17 protein-coding genes and 2 riboswitches are annotated in these 17,290 nt (G+C 45.3%); of the genes, 11 read left to right on the top strand and 6 right to left on the bottom strand.

All coding sequences use genetic code 11. From position 1 onward, the window contains the following. Positions 1-6 precede the first annotated feature (6 nt). From FFM84_RS13590 to FFM84_RS13580, 3 genes are all read left to right on the top strand, one after another. A complete protein-coding gene (locus tag FFM84_RS13590) occupies positions 7-1,203 on the top strand; it encodes an MFS transporter (protein ID WP_130845970.1) in 1,197 nt (398 codons plus the stop codon). Between the two features lie 80 nt (positions 1,204-1,283). Further along, positions 1,284-1,520: a hypothetical protein gene (locus FFM84_RS13585; protein WP_130845823.1), complete on the top strand. Its 237-nt coding sequence runs from the start codon at positions 1,284-1,286 to the stop codon at positions 1,518-1,520. Positions 1,521-1,606: 86 nt separating this feature from the next. Further along, positions 1,607-1,813 (top strand): hypothetical protein, encoded by a 207-nt coding sequence (locus FFM84_RS13580; RefSeq protein WP_130845822.1) that lies wholly within the window; start codon positions 1,607-1,609, stop codon positions 1,811-1,813. A 64-nt stretch (positions 1,814-1,877) separates the two neighbouring features. On the opposite strand, the gene FFM84_RS13575 is transcribed toward FFM84_RS13580, so the two are convergent. Next, on the bottom strand, positions 1,878-2,804 hold the full coding sequence (locus FFM84_RS13575) for an AEC family transporter (protein WP_130845821.1): 927 nt from the start codon (positions 2,802-2,804) through the stop codon (positions 1,878-1,880). 29 nt (positions 2,805-2,833) lie between these two features. Then, positions 2,834-3,511: a YczE/YyaS/YitT family protein gene (locus tag FFM84_RS13570; RefSeq protein ID WP_130845820.1), complete on the bottom strand. Its 678-nt coding sequence runs from the start codon at positions 3,509-3,511 to the stop codon at positions 2,834-2,836. A 199-nt stretch (positions 3,512-3,710) separates the two neighbouring features. Between FFM84_RS13570 and FFM84_RS13565 the strand changes: the two genes are divergently transcribed. Then, on the top strand, positions 3,711-4,883 hold the full coding sequence (locus FFM84_RS13565; RefSeq protein ID WP_130845819.1) for a cation:proton antiporter: 1,173 nt from the start codon (positions 3,711-3,713) through the stop codon (positions 4,881-4,883). Positions 4,884-4,943: 60 nt separating this feature from the next. Here the strand turns inward: FFM84_RS13565 and FFM84_RS13560 are convergent, their stop codons facing one another. The 4 genes from FFM84_RS13560 to FFM84_RS13545 form a co-directional block, all read right to left on the bottom strand. Continuing rightward, positions 4,944-5,471, bottom strand: coding sequence for a dihydrofolate reductase family protein (locus tag FFM84_RS13560; protein WP_130845818.1), 528 nt, complete (start codon positions 5,469-5,471; stop codon positions 4,944-4,946). 226 nt (positions 5,472-5,697) lie between these two features. After that, positions 5,698-8,466, bottom strand: a complete 2,769-nt coding sequence (locus FFM84_RS13555; RefSeq protein ID WP_225425320.1) for a cation-translocating P-type ATPase — start codon at positions 8,464-8,466, stop codon at positions 5,698-5,700. Positions 8,467-8,978: 512 nt separating this feature from the next. Then, positions 8,979-10,778 (bottom strand): oleate hydratase, encoded by a 1,800-nt coding sequence (locus tag FFM84_RS13550; RefSeq protein ID WP_130845816.1) that lies wholly within the window; start codon positions 10,776-10,778, stop codon positions 8,979-8,981. Positions 10,779-10,900: 122 nt separating this feature from the next. Next, entirely contained in the window at positions 10,901-11,449 is a 549-nt protein-coding gene (locus tag FFM84_RS13545; RefSeq protein ID WP_130845815.1) for a TetR/AcrR family transcriptional regulator, read from the bottom strand. A 145-nt stretch (positions 11,450-11,594) separates the two neighbouring features. Beyond that, positions 11,595-11,639: riboswitch (PreQ1 riboswitch) on the top strand. A 23-nt stretch (positions 11,640-11,662) separates the two neighbouring features. Between FFM84_RS13545 and FFM84_RS13540 the strand changes: the two genes are divergently transcribed. From FFM84_RS13540 to ribA, 7 genes are all read left to right on the top strand, one after another. Continuing rightward, positions 11,663-12,652, top strand: coding sequence for a nucleoside hydrolase (locus FFM84_RS13540; RefSeq protein ID WP_130845814.1), 990 nt, complete (start codon positions 11,663-11,665; stop codon positions 12,650-12,652). Continuing rightward, positions 12,649-13,200 (top strand): ECF transporter S component, encoded by a 552-nt coding sequence (locus FFM84_RS13535; RefSeq protein ID WP_130845813.1) that lies wholly within the window; start codon positions 12,649-12,651, stop codon positions 13,198-13,200. Before FFM84_RS13540 ends, FFM84_RS13535 begins: the two co-directional genes overlap by 4 nt. Before the next feature lie 107 nt (positions 13,201-13,307). Further along, complete coding sequence (locus tag FFM84_RS13530) at positions 13,308-14,069, top strand: MerR family transcriptional regulator (protein WP_130845812.1); 762 nt, start codon at positions 13,308-13,310, stop codon at positions 14,067-14,069. 128 nt (positions 14,070-14,197) lie between these two features. Continuing rightward, a riboswitch (FMN riboswitch) is annotated at positions 14,198-14,335 on the top strand. A gap of 144 nt (positions 14,336-14,479) precedes the next feature. Further along, a complete protein-coding gene (gene ribD / locus FFM84_RS13525) occupies positions 14,480-15,166 on the top strand; it encodes a bifunctional diaminohydroxyphosphoribosylaminopyrimidine deaminase/5-amino-6-(5-phosphoribosylamino)uracil reductase RibD (protein ID WP_225425319.1) in 687 nt (228 codons plus the stop codon). Between the two features lie 20 nt (positions 15,167-15,186). Then, the gene (locus tag FFM84_RS16345; protein WP_225425318.1) at positions 15,187-15,471 is read left to right on the top strand and encodes a RibD family protein; all 285 of its coding nucleotides are present in this window, start codon (positions 15,187-15,189) and stop codon (positions 15,469-15,471) included. Continuing rightward, positions 15,472-16,074, top strand: coding sequence for a riboflavin synthase (locus FFM84_RS13520; protein WP_130845811.1), 603 nt, complete (start codon positions 15,472-15,474; stop codon positions 16,072-16,074). Position 16,075: 1 nt separating this feature from the next. Continuing rightward, a complete protein-coding gene (gene ribA, locus FFM84_RS13515; protein ID WP_130845810.1) occupies positions 16,076-17,284 on the top strand; it encodes a GTP cyclohydrolase II in 1,209 nt (402 codons plus the stop codon). Positions 17,285-17,290 lie beyond the last annotated feature (6 nt).

Genomic DNA, 17,290 nt, shown 5'->3' with positions numbered 1-17,290 from the left:
ATTAGTGTGAAGTCAAAATCTTTAAATCAAAGTACCGTGTTATTAATGGCCATTTCAGCGGCAATTGTCGTGGCGAATATTAATTATATCCAACCAATTGAAGCTGAAATTGCACAACAATTTAATTTAGCGAATGCCGTGGTCGGCGCTGTGGCAATGATCACCCAACTCGGCTATGCATTTGGCCTACTACTAATTGTGCCGATGGGGGACATTGTCAATCGGCGAACGCTGATTATGCGATTGTTAATATTGGCGATTATTTCGGCATTACTGGCCTATTTAGCACCTAATATTTGGATTTATGCCATTGCCAGTTTGTTGATTGGGATTACCTCAGTAGCACCACAAGTCATTATTCCTTATGCGGGTTTCTTGGCACCAACGGGGCAACGTGGGCGCGTGCTAGGTAACGTGTTAAGCGGTCTATTGGTCGGGGTCTTGTTATCACGAACAGTTAGTGGCGTATTAGCAAGCTATTTACCTTGGCAAACGGTGTATCTAATTGCGGCGGTAATGATCGGCTTATTGTGGCTCGTTTTGTGGCGAAAATTGCCACGTGATCCACGGCCAACACCCACGGTGAGTTATCGAACGATGATCAAAACCGTCCCAAAGTTAGTTAAACAATATCCAGTATTGCGGGCGTCAGCGGTGAATGGGTTTGTGTTATTTGGTGTTTCAAATATCTTTTGGGCTACGCTAGTCTTTTATCTCCAACATCAGTATGGGTGGGGTAGTCGTGAAGCTGGACTGTTGGCGTTATTAGGGGTAACCGGGGTCTTAGCGGCGCCTTTAATCGGTCGGTTAGCGGATATTTTTAAGCCACGAACCATTATCGGCCTCGGACTCGTGTTGTCGACAATAGCCTATGTGGTTTTCGGTCTATGGGCGACCCATATTTGGGGGCTAGTTTTAGGGATTATTATTCTGGATTTAGGAACGCAATTTGGTCAAGTTGCTAATCAGGCCCGGATTCAAAGTATTGATCCCAAAGCTAGTAGTCGCTTTAACTCGGTCTTCATGTTTGGCTACTTTTTAGGTGGCGCGATGGGGTCATTTTTCGGCAATCTTTTGTGGGGACTTGCTGGTTGGACCGGTGTTTGTGGCTTAGCAGTAGTTGTCTTAGTGTGCGGGTTTTATGCACATTTCGTTCACTATCCGCATGTCCTAAAACGACAAGCAACATCGTTAAATCAATAATTTTACAAGCTGGTAATTTCAAAGCGGAATTACCGGCTTTTTTAGTGGGCACATGCTAAGCTAAAAGTACTTTGGGAGGGATGAAAACGGACGCAGAGATTGTTGAAATTGGTGGGGAATTAGGATTGAAATTGCCAGCAGAAATTATTCGAAATTTAGATTTACAAGTTGGTCAAGTAATTCAAGTGACACATGATATGACGAATACGCTAACGTTACAAGATCATGATATTTCACCAGATTTTATGCGTGGAGTCGAAGCAGCGGTTGCAGAGTACCGAGACGCGCTGACAATGTTGAGGACGCGTCCAGATTAGTTAATTGACCGAAACAAGCCGTTAAACCGGTTTAATCAGACAGTCATGGGTATGATACTAAGGTAGAAGGGGTGTGAGTTGGTGTGATGAACATGGGAATTTTAATGGGAATCAGTTGGTTGGTTTTAATCATTGGTGGCTATCAGCTATATCATGTTGTGCAGTCGCATTTAGACCAACATAATGGTGCACTTTCTATGATTAGTGTATTGATTATGGGTAGCCTAATCGTCTTTAGTCTGATGTTGCTCTTTGGTGGTGGCGCTTATGCTTGTGGGATGCATAGTTGGTGAAAATAATTGAGAAAATTATAAATGGCGTTGCAGAAAAAATCCAGCAACGCCATTTTCAATGATTTTAATGTAAACTCACTAACGCAAATACTAACGGAATGGTCACAATACTAAGGATAGTCGACAGACTCATAATTGCTACGGCTGGACCCGGTTCACCATGTACTTTTAACGTAAACAACACTACGATACCAGCGACCGGGCAAGCCATCATTAAGACGGTGGTAAAAAGTGGAACACCAGTTAACCCAAGTAACTGTAAGATGACGATTGCTAGATAGGGAAACATTAAGTTACGTAATAGCAAGACCCACCATAACCGCTTATCCAGGGTTTCACGATTGAATTTAACGTCGGCAAGACTATTCCCGATGACAATCATGGATAAGGGGGTGTTGATTGAACTAACCGTGGTAATCGCACGATTGGCAAAGGTTGGCACTGGCAAAGCCGTCACAAATAGGATTAACCCGAGGACAATGGCGATAATATTAGGATTCAAGATAATTTGTTTTAAGTTGTCGCGTCGGCGTCCTTGTTGACCGGTAAATAGGGTAATCCCATGTGTCCAACTAAAGATATTAAAAGCAGCTAATGAGGCAACTGCAAAGAAAACCCCAGTTGAGCCAAACAAGGAACTCGTCAGAGGAATCCCCATAAAACCAGCATTGGAATAAACCGATCCGTAGCGCATAATGCGGCGCAAATTCGGATCCTTGACCCGCTTAAAGGCCAGTTGCGTGATCACGATCATCAAGACATAGATGATGATAATTCCGAGCATCACGCGACCTAAAGTTTGCAGGCGTGTGGTGGAGAATGTCTGTTCAAAAGCCTTAATAATCAGGCACGGTGAAACAACGTACAATAAAATATTGGTCAAATCAGTTGAGGTTTGCGCATGCATGAAGCCAAGCTTGTTAATCATTAAGCCAACTAGCATTAACACAAACATCAAAATAATTTGACTTGTTAATTGGGTTAAATTCATTTAATCATCAATCCTCTAAAATTAATCTGTTAAGCCGGATGGTGGGCTTGGCTGACATCTACATGATGTTTTAAGCTGGGAAAAACGTGCGTATCGGACCAGCCCATGATGGCGCCTTGTGCAACTAGCGCAAATACAGTGCCAATACCAATCGCCCGCAGCTGTCCGGTTACTAATAAGGCTACCACGGTAATCGTTAATGGTGGCAAGTAGCTGACCCATTGCGCAATAATGGCAGAACCATGTAAGAACCGAAATCGTAAAATGTAAGATAAATCATCATTAGGATGTTGAATCAAGTTACAACGCTGATAAATGGACACCGCGGCCGCCACCGCTAACAAGCCAATTAGATTAATCACTAACCGAATCCCTAGTGGCAAGGTCCCGACGCCGAGCCATTGCCAGAAGTAACCAATGAATTCGACTAAGTAACTGAACGGTAGGATATAGAGTAAATTAGAAATAAAGCGTCGGCGGTCAAAATGACCGAGCATTAATTGGTTCAAGATGGTAACCACGATGCCATATAGCAGCAAGGTTGTCCCGAGTGGCACATGAATCCAATTAGCGAGATTAACACTAGACCCTGTCCAAACGGCGCTACCGAGATTTGTCGCAATAGTGAGGGCGTTACCGGCAGAATTTAATAAAATGGAAAAAACGAGAAACCAAAAACGTTGGCGAAAATCAACTAAGTGCGTCACGGGTGAACTTCCTTTCAGTGATCGTTAATAAGTTTACTATAAGCGTTGGTTGGCACCGCCGTCAATGACAGGACTAATGAAAATGTGCTATACTGAGTTTCACAGTTAAAACATTCGGTTGAAGGACACTTCAAGAATTCGGACTACTTTTGGGTTGGGTAGTCGAATTTTTGAAGTGTCCTTTTTTAGGAGGCAAAATTTGGATTATATTGGAACCTTGAGCTTGATTTTGATTGTGACCGCGGTGGCTGGGCATATTAGTGTGCGTTTGGGGTTACCGGCGGTCATTGGTCAACTGTTGAGTGGCATTGTGTTGGGGCCAGCGTTGTTGGGGTGGGTGACAGCCACCAGTTTTATTAGCAACTTTGCTGAATTAGGCGTAATTATTTTGATGTTCATGGCCGGTCTTGAAAGTGACCTGCAATTATTGAAAAAGTATTGGCGGCCGAGTTTATTAGTGGCTGTTCTGGGTGTGATTTTACCAGTTGTAGTGATTGATTGGTGTAGTCAGCTTTTTCATCTAGGTAGCATTGAGAGTTTATTTTTAGGCGTGACGTTTGCGGCCACATCGGTTTCGATTTCTGTCGCCGTTTTAAAGGAACTCCATGCCCTTGATGGCAAGGAAGGCACAACTATTCTAGGCGCCGCAGTTGTCGACGATGTGTTAGCCGTGCTGATTTTAAGCTTGATGATTAGTTTATTTGGTGGCGAAGTTGGTGAAAGTTCGTCAACTAATCTAGGTGTTTCATTGGCGATCCAAGCAGCTTTCTTCATTGGCTTATTTGCGGTGGTGAAGTGGATCGTGCCGCGCTTAATGAAGATTGGTGATGCTCTGTTAGTGCCAACTTCGGTGACCTTGATGTCGTTAGTCATTTGTTTTGGCCTAGCTTATTTTGCTGACTTTATCGGATTGAGTGCCGTGATCGGGGCGTTCTTTGCCGGCATCGCGGTTGGACAAACGGATTATCGACAAGTGATTGATGCCCATATTCAACCGATTGGGAATGCGGTGTTTATTCCAGTCTTCTTTGTCAGCATCGGTCTGAATATGTCCTTTAAGGGATTTTTGGCCGACTTCTGGTTCATCGTGGTCATTACGGTGGCAGCGATTGTGACGAAGTTATTGGGCGCTGGTATTGGTGCTAAATTAGCTGGATTTAGTTGGACGAGTGGCTATGAAATCGGTGCGGGGATGGTGTCACGTGGTGAGATGGCGTTAATTATTGCGCAGATTGGGTATCAAGGGAAGTTGTTATCCGCGGATCGCTATTCAGCGGTGATCGCGGCGATTATTTTAACTACTTTAATTGCACCGATCTTGTTACGACAATCGATTCAGCATCAGGCGAAACCAGCGCAGAAAAAGGCCTAATTTAGACGTAAAAACCGGTATGGTCGTGACTTAAAAGTCAAAACCATACCGGCTTTTTAGTTAACGTTGAAAATGTAATTCAGTTAATTGTCCGTAATGATTGGTTTCAACAAGTTCAAACCGATGCGTGTAATCGACTTTAGTAAATAATGGAATCCCATCACCAAGTAGTACGGGTGCGACTTGAATGAAGAGTTCATCGACCAAGTCGGCGGTTAGTAGTGGCATTAAAACGCCTGAACCGCCAACAATCCAAATGTTTTGCCCTGGCTCAGTTAAGAGTTGCTTAACCACGTTGGTGATGTCAGCGTTCGTAAATGTGGTGTGCGCGGTACTTGGTTGGGGATCGGATGTCATCACAATATTTTTAGTTAATGGATTATAGGGATTAATGAGTTGGTCCGTCGTTTGTTCCATCGTATATTCGTACGTGCGACGTCCCATGATTGCCGTATCGACTGCCTGCATAAACTCAGCCGTGGGCGCTTGATCGGCCCCGCCGGTTTTGAAAAGCCAATCAAGGCGGTCGTCGGTGGTCGCTAAGTAGCCATCAATGGAAACCGCACCATAGAATTGAACTTTGCGCATAAATTGGCACCTACTTTTTAGTTTTTGTAACCGTATTGTAACATTTTTAGCCAAAAGTTGGGTGAGAATGTTCTGAGGAAGTTTGACCAAAAATGGAACTATACTTCCATTTTTACTGAATTTCATCTTTTTTGGAAGTATAGTGCCATTTTTTTAAAGTTTTTGTTAAAAATCGCTCCCCGAACAGTTTCTCATCAGACTGTTCGGGGAGCGATTAAGTTCAATATTAAGCTTGCCAATGACGAACCAACGCTTTGCGACCTTCCTCAATTAACACTAACGGAATTGGTAAACAAAGGAGGAATGCCCAGTCACGACTAGCGATTGCGGTGGTGTTGAACAAACCTTGTAATACTGGCACATACATCAAAGCCGCCAGTAAAACGACTTCAAATAAGATACCCCACCAGATGCGCCGGTTACTAAACAGGCCGACTGTGAAGACTGAATTATAAGTGGTTCGACAGTTAATGGCAGCAGCAATTTGACAAAAGACAATCGCAGCTAAAGTCATGGTGGTAGCTAAAACATACGTATTCCCACTAGCGGATAAAGCAACTTGCGGCCAGCCATTGGTCCAGTTGACGAAGAAGTAAGCGAAGGTTGACAGTGCTGAGGCAAACAAGCCGTACCAGCCGAAAGCTTTCCAGATAATAGCCTTATTTAATAGATGCGCATCGCGAGCTCGCGGTGGTTGATCCATCACACCTGGTTCACCGGCTTCTGCGCCTAGTCCTAAGGCGGGCAACATGTCAGTCCCCAGATCAACGGTCAAAATTTGCATGACGGTTAAAGGTAATGGAATTAAACCACGTGAGAACAGAAACAAGACTGACGGAATGGCTTCTGGGACGTTGCTGTTTAAAATGTAGAGTAAGAATTTCTGTAAGTTACTGTAAACGGTTCGACCTTCTTCAATCGCAGCCACGATCGAAGCGAAGTTATCGTCAGTCAAAATCATATCGGCAGCATCTTTAGCCACATCGGTACCGGTGACGCCCATGGCAATCCCGATATCGGCTTGCTTCAAAGCGGGGGCGTCATTGACACCGTCACCAGTTGACGCAACAATTTCGCCGTTATGCTGGTTGGCTTGAACGATGCGGTATTTTTGTTCAGGCGCAACACGAGCGAAGATGACTTCACCTTTAACGGCCGTTTGTAACGCGTCATCACTCATGGCACTGAGTTCATCGCCAGTGACAACGCGCGCCTGATCGCTGGTAATGCCAATCTTAGTGGCCACACTTTTAGCAGTTAGGGGACTATCACCGGTGACCATAATGATCCGAATCTGAGCACGGCGACATTTTTCAACGGCCGCGTAGATTTCAGGGCGTGGCGGATCAGCCATGACAGTCAAGCCAATGAACGTTAAGTGTTGTTCGGTGTTAGCAATCGTACAGTTAGCCGGATCATCTGGGAGGTCATGTGAGCCATCAAATGGTCGATAAGCAAAGGCCAGTGACCGTAACCCCTGTGCTGCATAATGTTGATTGGCTTGATTGATGCGTTCAGTGTCGGCGGTGGTTAATGGTCGTACAGTCCCGTGATCTAAAATCGTGTCACACAATGCTAACGTACTATCCAAAGCCCCTTTGACATAAATCACGGTGGTGCCATCGGGCTGCGTATGCAAGGTTGTCATGCGTTTTCGGTCAGAATCAAATGGCAATTCTTGTATTCGTGGATACGTTTGTCGTAGCTGATCTAAGTCTAAGCCGGCTTTTTGCGCCAAAATTAAGTGCGCCGCTTCAGTCGGCGTGCCCATAATTTTAGGCTTAGCAGTGGTTTGACCAGGTTTAATATCAGTATCGTTATCTAATGCGGCGATCCGCAAAAGTAAGGTGAAATCGTTGTCTGATGTTAGATCGACCGGCTGATCAGTTAAGGTTAGGTGTCCATTGTTGACGTAACCTTCGCCGCTAACTTTGTAGGTTTGTTGCGGTAGCCAAACGTGATTAATCGTCATTTGATTTTGGGTCAATGTCCCCGTTTTATCAGAACAAATGACAGTAGTTTCACCAAGTGTTTCAACACTACTGAGTTCTTTAACTAAGGCGTGACGTTTCGACATTCGGGTAACACCTTGCGCCAAAGATAGCGTGACGGTTGGCAATAAGCCTTCTGGAATGAAAGCCACGATCATCCCTAAAGCAAAAATAAACGATTTGGCAATGGGGTAGTGAACGAAAAAGATTGCGGCCACAAAGAAAACCAGACCGATTAAGATCGCAATTAACGAAATTTGACGGGTCAATCGATTGAGCTCGGTTGTGAGTGGTGAAACCGTTGTTTTTTGATGCTGTGTTAACGCTGCAATTTGGCCGAACTCGGTTTGCATGCCTGTTTGAACAGCGACTGCCGTGGCAGTGCCACTAACCGCAACAGTGCCGGCATAAACAATATTACGTTCCGCAAAGTGGCCTTCACCTTTGGCATAAGCGGCTTGTTTATCAACGGCTAGGGATTCACCGGTCAACGCTGATTCGTCGACTTGTAGGCTAGTCGCTTGCATGATACGAGCGTCAGCGGAGATACTGTTACCAGCTTGAATTAGAAAAACATCTCCCGGAACTAATTCGGTGGCATTAATTTGTTGCGTTTGACCGTCACGTAAAACTTGCGTGTAAGTCGGCAACATCGCTTTTAAGGAATCGGTGGCCTTTTGAGCGGCATGTTCTTGCCAAAAGCTAAAACAACCGTTAATTAAGTTGACTGCCCAGATGGCAATGCCAAGTTCAAGCATTCCGGTAAACATGGCAATAAGGCCGCTGACCCACAGCAGTAAGGCCATCAGGCTGGTAAAGTTTTTCAAGAAGGCCTTTAACTGGGAACGCGATTGGGTTTGTTGAATCGTGTTTGGCCCAACTTGTTGTAGTCGCTGGGCCGCTTGCGCCGCGGTCAAACCGGTTTGTTTAGTTTGTAAGTCATCGTAAAATTTAGTAGCGGTTAATTGCGCGTAATCGTCAGTGATTAATTTTGATTGAGCCATGCTCATCACCCCTAAACTAAGTGATTCCTACCGATAGTGAGTAGGTACTCAGTATTTTTTGTACAGTGCTAGAATAGTCTTTTTTGTCGGAAAATACTATCTTAAAATGAAAAAATTGCTAAAAATAAACGAGACACTCCTGAATAGGACTGCCTCGTTTATGGGAAATGATAAAACTAATTAAAGGTTACGTTTAATAATCACTGATTTAAAATTTGGTAATCTTGCCACCTGCTGTTCGCCCACATTGAGTCGGAACGCTGTGGGCGAACCGGTTCAGCCAAAAAACGGTCTGAACCGTCGTTTTGAACCATAAAATCCGTGTTTCAAAAGCGCCAGCCTCTTAGCAATTTATTGCTTAGAGGCTCTCACGGCTGGGCTCAATGTGAAGGCACTCTCGGTTATAAAGCTGATTACAAGATTTGATTAAACAATCTAACCGGAGTCAGCCAGTGATGGCGCCGGCTGACGTAGGTGACTAATTTAGCATAACTCAAGAAACCTAAAGAGAACTATTTACTGCGTGGTGCTTTAGGATGTAAGACGGCGGCTTTTTGTGGAATCGTTTGGTCGCGACCGAGGTACATCTGATAGAACGGTGGCACGTCGTTGATGAGTTTCAGCAAACTGGCTTGTAATGCTGGTAACTGAGCGGGATCAAGTTTGGGCAAGTCGTCGGTGGTAATTTCACCATGGACGCCGGCAAAGCGCTTAACCCGTTCGAGTAAGTAACGAACGTCGTAGCGTGATGGGTTAACTTCGATGACGGCTTTGTCAAAGTGAAGTAAGTCATAAACGGCTTCTAAACCAGTCCGAACAGAAGTTTCAACCGTGAAGACCACATCGTCATCAATTTCAACGAATTGACCAAGTAACGCTAAGTTGGTGCAGCCATCAGGAATGACCTTTGGCCGATCGCCGAGCTCACGTGGCATGAATTGTGCGGTACAGTATGGCATCATTGCGGTCGACATGTAAGTGTGGGCGAGGACGTCATCTTTGATATCCAACATGCCCAAGTGATAGAGCAATTCGGTCATGATTTCGTCACCGGTACAATCCCACATCCGTTTCTTGATGTAGTTCCCGATATTTTCACCATACAGCCCATAGCCCCAACCAACTTCTTCGTCATCAGCTTGATAGGGGAAGAATGGTTTGTGATGAATTTCAAACGAGAGATCCCAGTTAGAATCTTTGAACGTCATCAAGCCACCAGTCCCGGCTGGACTACCGGATAAGTCTTCAATGCGTTTGAAGAATTCAGGATAATCTTTAACGGTTGGGAAGAACGAAATCCATTTAGTCTTGTCAATTTGACCTAAGAACTTTTCAGGATGACCGAATTTAGTGTCTTTTTTTGCAAGGTTCTGCCAAATAGTGAAGGTCCCCATGTCGGTCGTATCACGATTAGTTTCTGCAACGGTGTGGTTATCACCGAAAGTACTGTTTTCACTAATAGAGCCAGTGGTAACGAAAACCAAATCTTGTGGTGCGACAGTCACATTAGCGGCTTGCCCATGTTGGGTCGCGATAATTTGGTTAACGGTATTTTGTTGATCACTAAAAGTTAAGTCGGTGACATTAAAGTCATTTTCAAAAGTCACGCCTTGGTCAATTAACCAGCGTTCGATTGGTAAAATAATGGCATCGTATTCGTTGTACTTCGTATGAATGAACCCTTCCAAATATTCATGACGAGTGATGAAAGTGAACCGTTGCCAGTAGCGACGGCATTCAGTCACACTGTGATAATGTTTGAAAGCCAATTGGCTGTGGAAACAAGTCCAGAAGTTGGTTTTGAAGAACCCTTCATCGAAGAATTCATCAAGACGCTTATTGGCAAGTTCTTCTTCTGACGAGCTGATGATTTTCCGCATCGCTTCGGCATATTGTGGTGCTAATTTGTAGTCATGGTAGTGGCTGTCAATTTCACCTTGGTTGATAATGACCCGGGCTTCGCTATGAATGGGTTCATCACGGTTAAAGTCGACCACATCATCCAAAACGGAACGGCCGGGATTTTCTAATGATGGAATTTTACTACATAGATACCAGAGACATTCCATATAAGGTTCGAGTTCGCGTTCCGCGCGGCATAAGTAACCCGCGGTTTGTTTGGTGCCATCCATGGAACCACCCATGACGGGTTTCTTTTCCAAAATGGTGATATTTTTGGCGGGCATTTGGGCGTCGTCAATTAAGAAAACGGCAGTGGCTAAACCGGCAATCCCGCCGCCAACGATCTTAGCGCGGCGATCATCAATACCAGCGGGTTTTAAAGGACGATACATGGTTTGATAAATGTTCATAATCAATGGCCTTCTTTGATTGGATTTATAACTTGTCTTAACGATAAGTCGTCCCAACCGTCGGTACAATTGACAAAAAAAGCGAACTGTCTAGTTTTTGACAGTTCGCGGGAATTGTAAAGTTAATGGGTATACTGTTGAAGGGCCTTGCGAAAATCACCTTGGATTAGGACCGCGGTTTGGTCAACTAGTTCTTGTGGATCAGTTTTCAGTCCGTCTTTGACCCAATCAAAGATTAAGGCAATGAAGGCGAGACTATAAAAGTGGGCAATGAAATCCTTGTGTTTTTGTGCAACGGTTAACCCTTGGGCCTGGCGATCGACGACTACCAAAATATATTGATAAAGAACGGTATAGATGTATTTTTCTAGTAAGTCGCGATAGGCGGACTGATACGTATTTTCAATCAAGTATTGATTGGCCTGAATCGTTTGCATGACATTGAGAAAGCCGTGTTGCCAATGATCATAGTCAGCACTGTGCGCCAACGACTTAGCTGTGGCTTGAGCAGCGGTCCATTCGACGAGTTCATAGATATCTGCAAAATGATTGTAGAATGTTTGACGAGTAAGATCACAGTCATCGACTAAGGTTTGGATGGTGATTTTATCAACAGGTGTTTGTTGTAATTCTTGGATTAACGCGGCTGACAGGCGTTCTTTGGTGGTCATAAATTTAAACACGCTCCTACGAAATTAGCTGGTTCTAATTATACAATGATTGCCAATGAAATTGACATATTTTTCATAGATGATGTTAATTTGTCGCGGTTTCCCTTATACTTAGAGGTGCATTTATCACATTAGTCGGCAGTCCGACTGCCTGGTTCGTAAACTTCCCAGGATAAAAAACCAAGAACTTCATGATAATCGGAGGTAGGAGACATGAATGCAGCTCGTAACGTCATCATTGATTGTGATCCCGGGATCGATGATAGCTTAGCCATTTTATTGGCCTTAAACTCACCGGAATTAAATGTGGTGGGCATTACCACCGTGTGTGGCAATGTGCCCACCCATATTGGTGCCGAAAATGCGCTCAAAATTTTAGCGTTAGCCGATCGTTTAGATATCCCTGTTTTTATGGGAGAAAATCGCCCACTTGAGGTGGCTTATACTAGTGCCCAAGATACGCATGGCGACGATGGCCTAGGTAATAGTCAGATCCCCGCGGTCACGAAAGTCCATGCGGCGCAAGATGGGGTTGCCTTTATCGAACGCACACTAACTGAAGAGCCAACCACGTCGATCTTAGCGTTAGGACCATTAACCAATATTGCGCAAGTTTTACAGCGTGACGCTCATTTATTTGATCAAGTTGATCGCTTTGTCCTAATGGGCGGTAATTATCGTAGTCATGGGAACTGTTCACCAGTCGCAGAATATAACTTCTGGTGTGATCCCGATGCCGCTAAATTAACGTTTGACCTCATGCCAGTTCCGATTGAAATGGTTGGCCTAGATGTCACTCGTAAGATCGTTTTAACACCTAGCATTTTAGAATATATGCGGGCCATTAATCCAGAAATGGGTCAGTTCATTGCTAAAATCACACGTTTCTACTTTGATTTTCATTGGGAGTATGAACGGGTGATTGGTTGTGTGATTAATGATCCATTGGCCGTGGCTGCAATGATTGATCCCGAAATCTTAGGCGGCTTTGATGCCTATACCACGGTCGTTGCGACCGATGATGTGGCCCGCGGACAATCGATTGTAGATGATCATGATTTCTGGCATCGTGCCAACAATAGTCATATCATGACGGATGTCGACGTTAACACGTTCTGGCGCCTGTTCTTATCGCGGGTCGTTGGTGCGACTGATCCTGACTTGAGCACGACCTTGCATCAATTACTAGGAGGTCACGCATGAAACTAAAAGTGCGTACGTTGACCTTACTCGCGTTGTGTATTGCCCTAAACATTGTCGGCAGTAATATCGCGCTCATGTTGAAGTTACCCATTTATTTGGATTCAATCGGTACGGTTTTAGCCGCGGCGGTATTTGGACCGCTCGGTGGGATGGTTGCTGGTGGCGCGACTGGCTTAATTGTCGGGGCGACCACTGACCTCTATTCGTTGTTCTTTATGCCGGTCCAATTAGTAACAGGGCTCGTGGCTGGGTTCGTTTATCGGCGGGTGAAGCCAGCGAGTTTTCGACAAAACTGGTGGTTAGCGTTAGTCGTGTCGTTGCCTGGCACGTTACTCAGTACGTTAATTACAGTGATGTTGTTTCATGGGATAACGTCATCTGGATCAAGCATGTTAGTACAGGTTCTGTTGGGAACGGGTCTCAGCAAACCATTGGCGGTTTTTGTGATCCAAATTGGTACGGATTACCTAGACCGATTCTTAACGGTTTACGTCGTGGCCTTGGTTTATCGCGCGTTGCGGTACAAATTACCTCAACAACTTAATTAGCTATGAAGCTAGAGTTTAGGTGAAAATCTAAGCTCTTTTATTTTTGACTTGACCCTAACGTAACGTGACGGTTTAAACTGAATTTATTGAGAAAGGAGGCTGACTGAATGGCATATCAAATTACGGCCCTGGCGCGGCTGGCAGGCGTCAGTGTGCGGACATTACGATATTATGATGAAATTGGCTTATTGCCGCCTGCCTATGTGGGTGAGAATGGTTATCGTTATTATGAAACGGTACAAGTGGATCAGTTGCAGCAGATTCGCTTGTATCAAGTGTTAGGTGTGCCGTTAAAAGCGATCAAGGAGTTGTTAACCGCTGATGCTGCAACGCGCATCGACGCTTTAAAACAGCAAGCGCAACAGTTGCAAGATCGACGCCAGCAGCTCGATCGATTACTAGCTTTAGTCCAAGCAACATTGGCAAGTCAACAAGGAGGCACAACCATGACAGATACTGAAAAATTTGCCGCGTTTAAACAAGCAAAGTTAGCCGAAAATAACGCAACTTACGGGGATGAACTGACAGCCACTTACGATGAAACGACGCTTAAAGCGGCTGAACAACAATTCGCTAAATTAAGTGCGGGTGATTATCAGGCAAGCCAAACGGTGGAGGCACGATTAATCACTAACTTGAAAGCCGTATTAGTGAGTGGTGAGGTGACTGGCGAGACAGCGCAACAAGTTTTCCAGGATCATCGGCAATGGTTACATTATTTTTGGCCGACATATTCGGTTGAAAAGCATCGGGGCTTAGCGGCGCTGTATCGAGCAGATGCGCGGTTTCAAGCTTATTATGATGTGCGAGCTGGTCAAGGTGCAGGCCAGTTATTAGCGACAATTATTGAAAAACAAACAGCTGGTTAGCTTTCTGAATTTATTTTCAGAAAACGCTTGCAATAAGCGTCTTAATAATCGTTCACAAAACCGAATTATCAAAAGCGTGTTGACAAATTCATCACGTTATCGTTAAACTATGCTTTGAAAACTAAATACGATTTCTTCGGGGCAGGGTGTAATTCCCGACCGACGGTGACAATGCCAATGGCGTTGAAGTCCGTGACCCACGTGCGCGTGGCTGATCCAGTGAGAGTCTGGAACCGACTGTAAAGTCAGGATGGGAGAAGAAAATAATTGCTGTTTGATCGAACTAGCAGTCTTTTTGGTAAACCGTTAATGGTTTATTTAGACATGCCACGGATGAAATCGATTTAGCAACTCATGAAACACCCCGTTATTTAAAAATAGCGGGGTGTTTTTTTATGGAGGTGCGACAAATGATAGCAACAGAAGCGATGCGTTTAGCAATCGCTCAGGCTAGGTTAGGTGGGGTGGCAACGTACACGAATCCGCAAGTCGGGGCCGTGTTAGTCAAAGACGACCGAGTCATTGCCGTTGGGTATCATCATCACTTTGGCGGTGACCATGCCGAAGTTGATGTGCTCAAGCAAGTGTCGGCAGCGGTCGCTAAAGGGGCGACTTTGATTGTGACGTTAGAACCTTGCAGTCATTTTGGCAAAACGCCACCGTGTTGTCGACGGGTCGTGGCGGCCGGCATTGCCAAAGTCGTCATTGGCCAACTTGATCCACATCCAGTAGTAGCTGGTCGTGGTCGCGATTATTTAGTCGCGCATGGCGTCATTGTGGAAACCGGCTGTTTAACGGCGCAGGTCAAAGCGTTAAATCCGCATTATAACTGGTTTTATACGCATCAACGGCCGTGGATCACGTTAAAAGCGGCGCTTACTTTAGACGGCAAGGTGAATGCGCAGGCTGGTCAGCGGAGCTTAATTTCGAATCAAGCCGCTTACGTGGATAGTCAAGGATTGCGTAGTCAGAGCCAAGCCATTTTGATTGGTGAACGGACGCTAACGACGGATGATCCCGCGTTGACAGTCCGGTTGCAGGCGTTATCCCAACGTATTTACTGTGTCGACAGGGCTCAACGAGTGATGGCCTTTTAGCTAGGCGAGCCAATGTGCACGTGCTAGTTGATGATTGGACGCCAACCAAAATTAGCAACTGGTGTGCGCAACAAGGCTGGCAATCACTACTAGTTGAAGGCGGTAGTCACGTGCAAGCTAGTTTTGCGGCGGCCGGATTAGTCGATGAAGTGATCTGGTATTTAGCGCCGACCTTATTTGGCGGAACCGCGTTACCGGCGATTCAAGGACCAACCAAGCCACAAGCGTTGGCCTTTCAAGCACCAGTGGTGACGCCATTGGGAGATAACTTGAAGGTTCAGTGGCAACGAAAGGTGGTTGACTGAATGTTTACAGGAATTGTGCAAACTAAAGGACACGTCAAACAGGTTCAACGGCAAGGCCAAACCTTGCGATTAACGATTACGGCGGCCGATATTGTAACACCTGATTTGAAACTCGGCGATAGCATTGCGGTTAACGGGGTTTGTTTAACCGCCACCCAATTGGCGACGCCAGATTTTACTGTTGAGGTCATGCCAGAGAGTGTGCGGCGAACCAATCTTGGTCAGTTACGACCGGGACAATTAGTAAATTTGGAACGTGCATTAGCGGCGAATGGACGGTTAGATGGTCACTTTGTCTTAGGTCATGTTGATTATCTGAGTCAATTAATCCGCCGGCAAGTTGATCAAAATGCGATTAAGTTATTTTTTAAGTTACCGGCAGCGTATCAACCATATGTGGTTGAAAAAGGCTCGGTGGCGATTGATGGCGTGAGTTTAACCATTGTGACGGTGACTGCGACCAGCTTTGAAATTGATCTGATTCCTCATTCGCAACAGGCAATGACGCTAGGGTCACTCAAACTAGGCTGTGCGGTCAATATTGAAACCGATGTACTAGGAAAATATTTGGTGAAGCAAACGCAATTGAAGGGAACGTATTAAGATGTCAATTGAAAGCAAAGTGGAAGCGGCTTTGGCCGTATTAAAACAAGGTGGCTTAATTATTGTCGCCGATGATGAATCGCGTGAAGCGGAAGGCGATATGGTTGGATTAGCAGAATTTGCGACCACCGAAACCGTTAATCGGATGATTACTTCGGCTCGTGGGCTGTTATGTTTACCAGTTGCACCGACGATTGCGGAACGTTTGGACTTAGACTTGATGACAACCAAAAGTCATGATGCGTTTGGCACGGCCTTTACGGTATCGCTGGACCATCACACCACTACTACGGGCATTTCAGCGGCCGATCGGGCGACAACGATTCGCCATGTCGCTGATCCAACTAGCCAACCCGATGATTTTTATCATCCGGGGCACATGTTCCCATTAATTGCCCGTGCGGGTGGTGTCCTAGAACGACGCGGTCATACCGAAGCGGCGGTAGATTTAGCGAAATTAGCCGGCGTCACCCCCGCTGCTTATATTTGTGAGATTGTGAAAAAGAATGGGTTAATGGCACGACGCAAAGAATTAAAAGCACTCGCGGAAGGCTTAAAGATTCCGATGATTACCGTGGCAGATATTGCGGCTTATCGGGTTCGGCAAACGCAACCAACGTTAACGCAATTAGATCCGGTGAAATTGCCCACGGTTCACGGTCAATTTAACTTGACCGGTATGCAATTACCAGGCGAGAATCAACTGCAATTAGCCTTACAGCTAGGCAACTTAAACACAGATGAACCGGTATTGGTACGGCTGCATTCAGAATGTTTAACGGGTGATGTTTTTGGGTCACAACGTTGTGATTGCGGGCAGCAACTTCAAACTGCCTTACAGACGATTGGCGATCAAGGCCGCGGGTTGTTACTATACTTGCGACAAGAAGGTCGTGGGATTGGCTTAGCCAATAAGCTACGTGCTTATCATTTACAAGAACAAGGCGTTGATACGTATGACGCGAATGTTCAGTTAGGGTTACCGGCAGATGCAAGGCGTTATGATCAAGCGGCTGTGATGCTACATGCGCTGGGGATCACGAAGATTCGTTTAATGACTAATAATTTGGATAAAGTCGATCAATTAACGGCTTACGGCATTGACGTGGTTGAACGGGTGCCGTTAGAAATTCCTGCTAATGAGCACGATGCGGCTTATCTAAAGACGAAGCGTGACAAATTTCATCATCAATTATCAGCAACTTTATAATGGAGG

Source organism: Lactiplantibacillus mudanjiangensis (assembly GCF_005405385.1).
GTDB lineage: Bacteria > Bacillota > Bacilli > Lactobacillales > Lactobacillaceae > Lactiplantibacillus > Lactiplantibacillus mudanjiangensis.
Note: the sequence above shows the minus strand (reverse complement) of the source record. Positions and strands in the feature narration are given on the sequence as shown.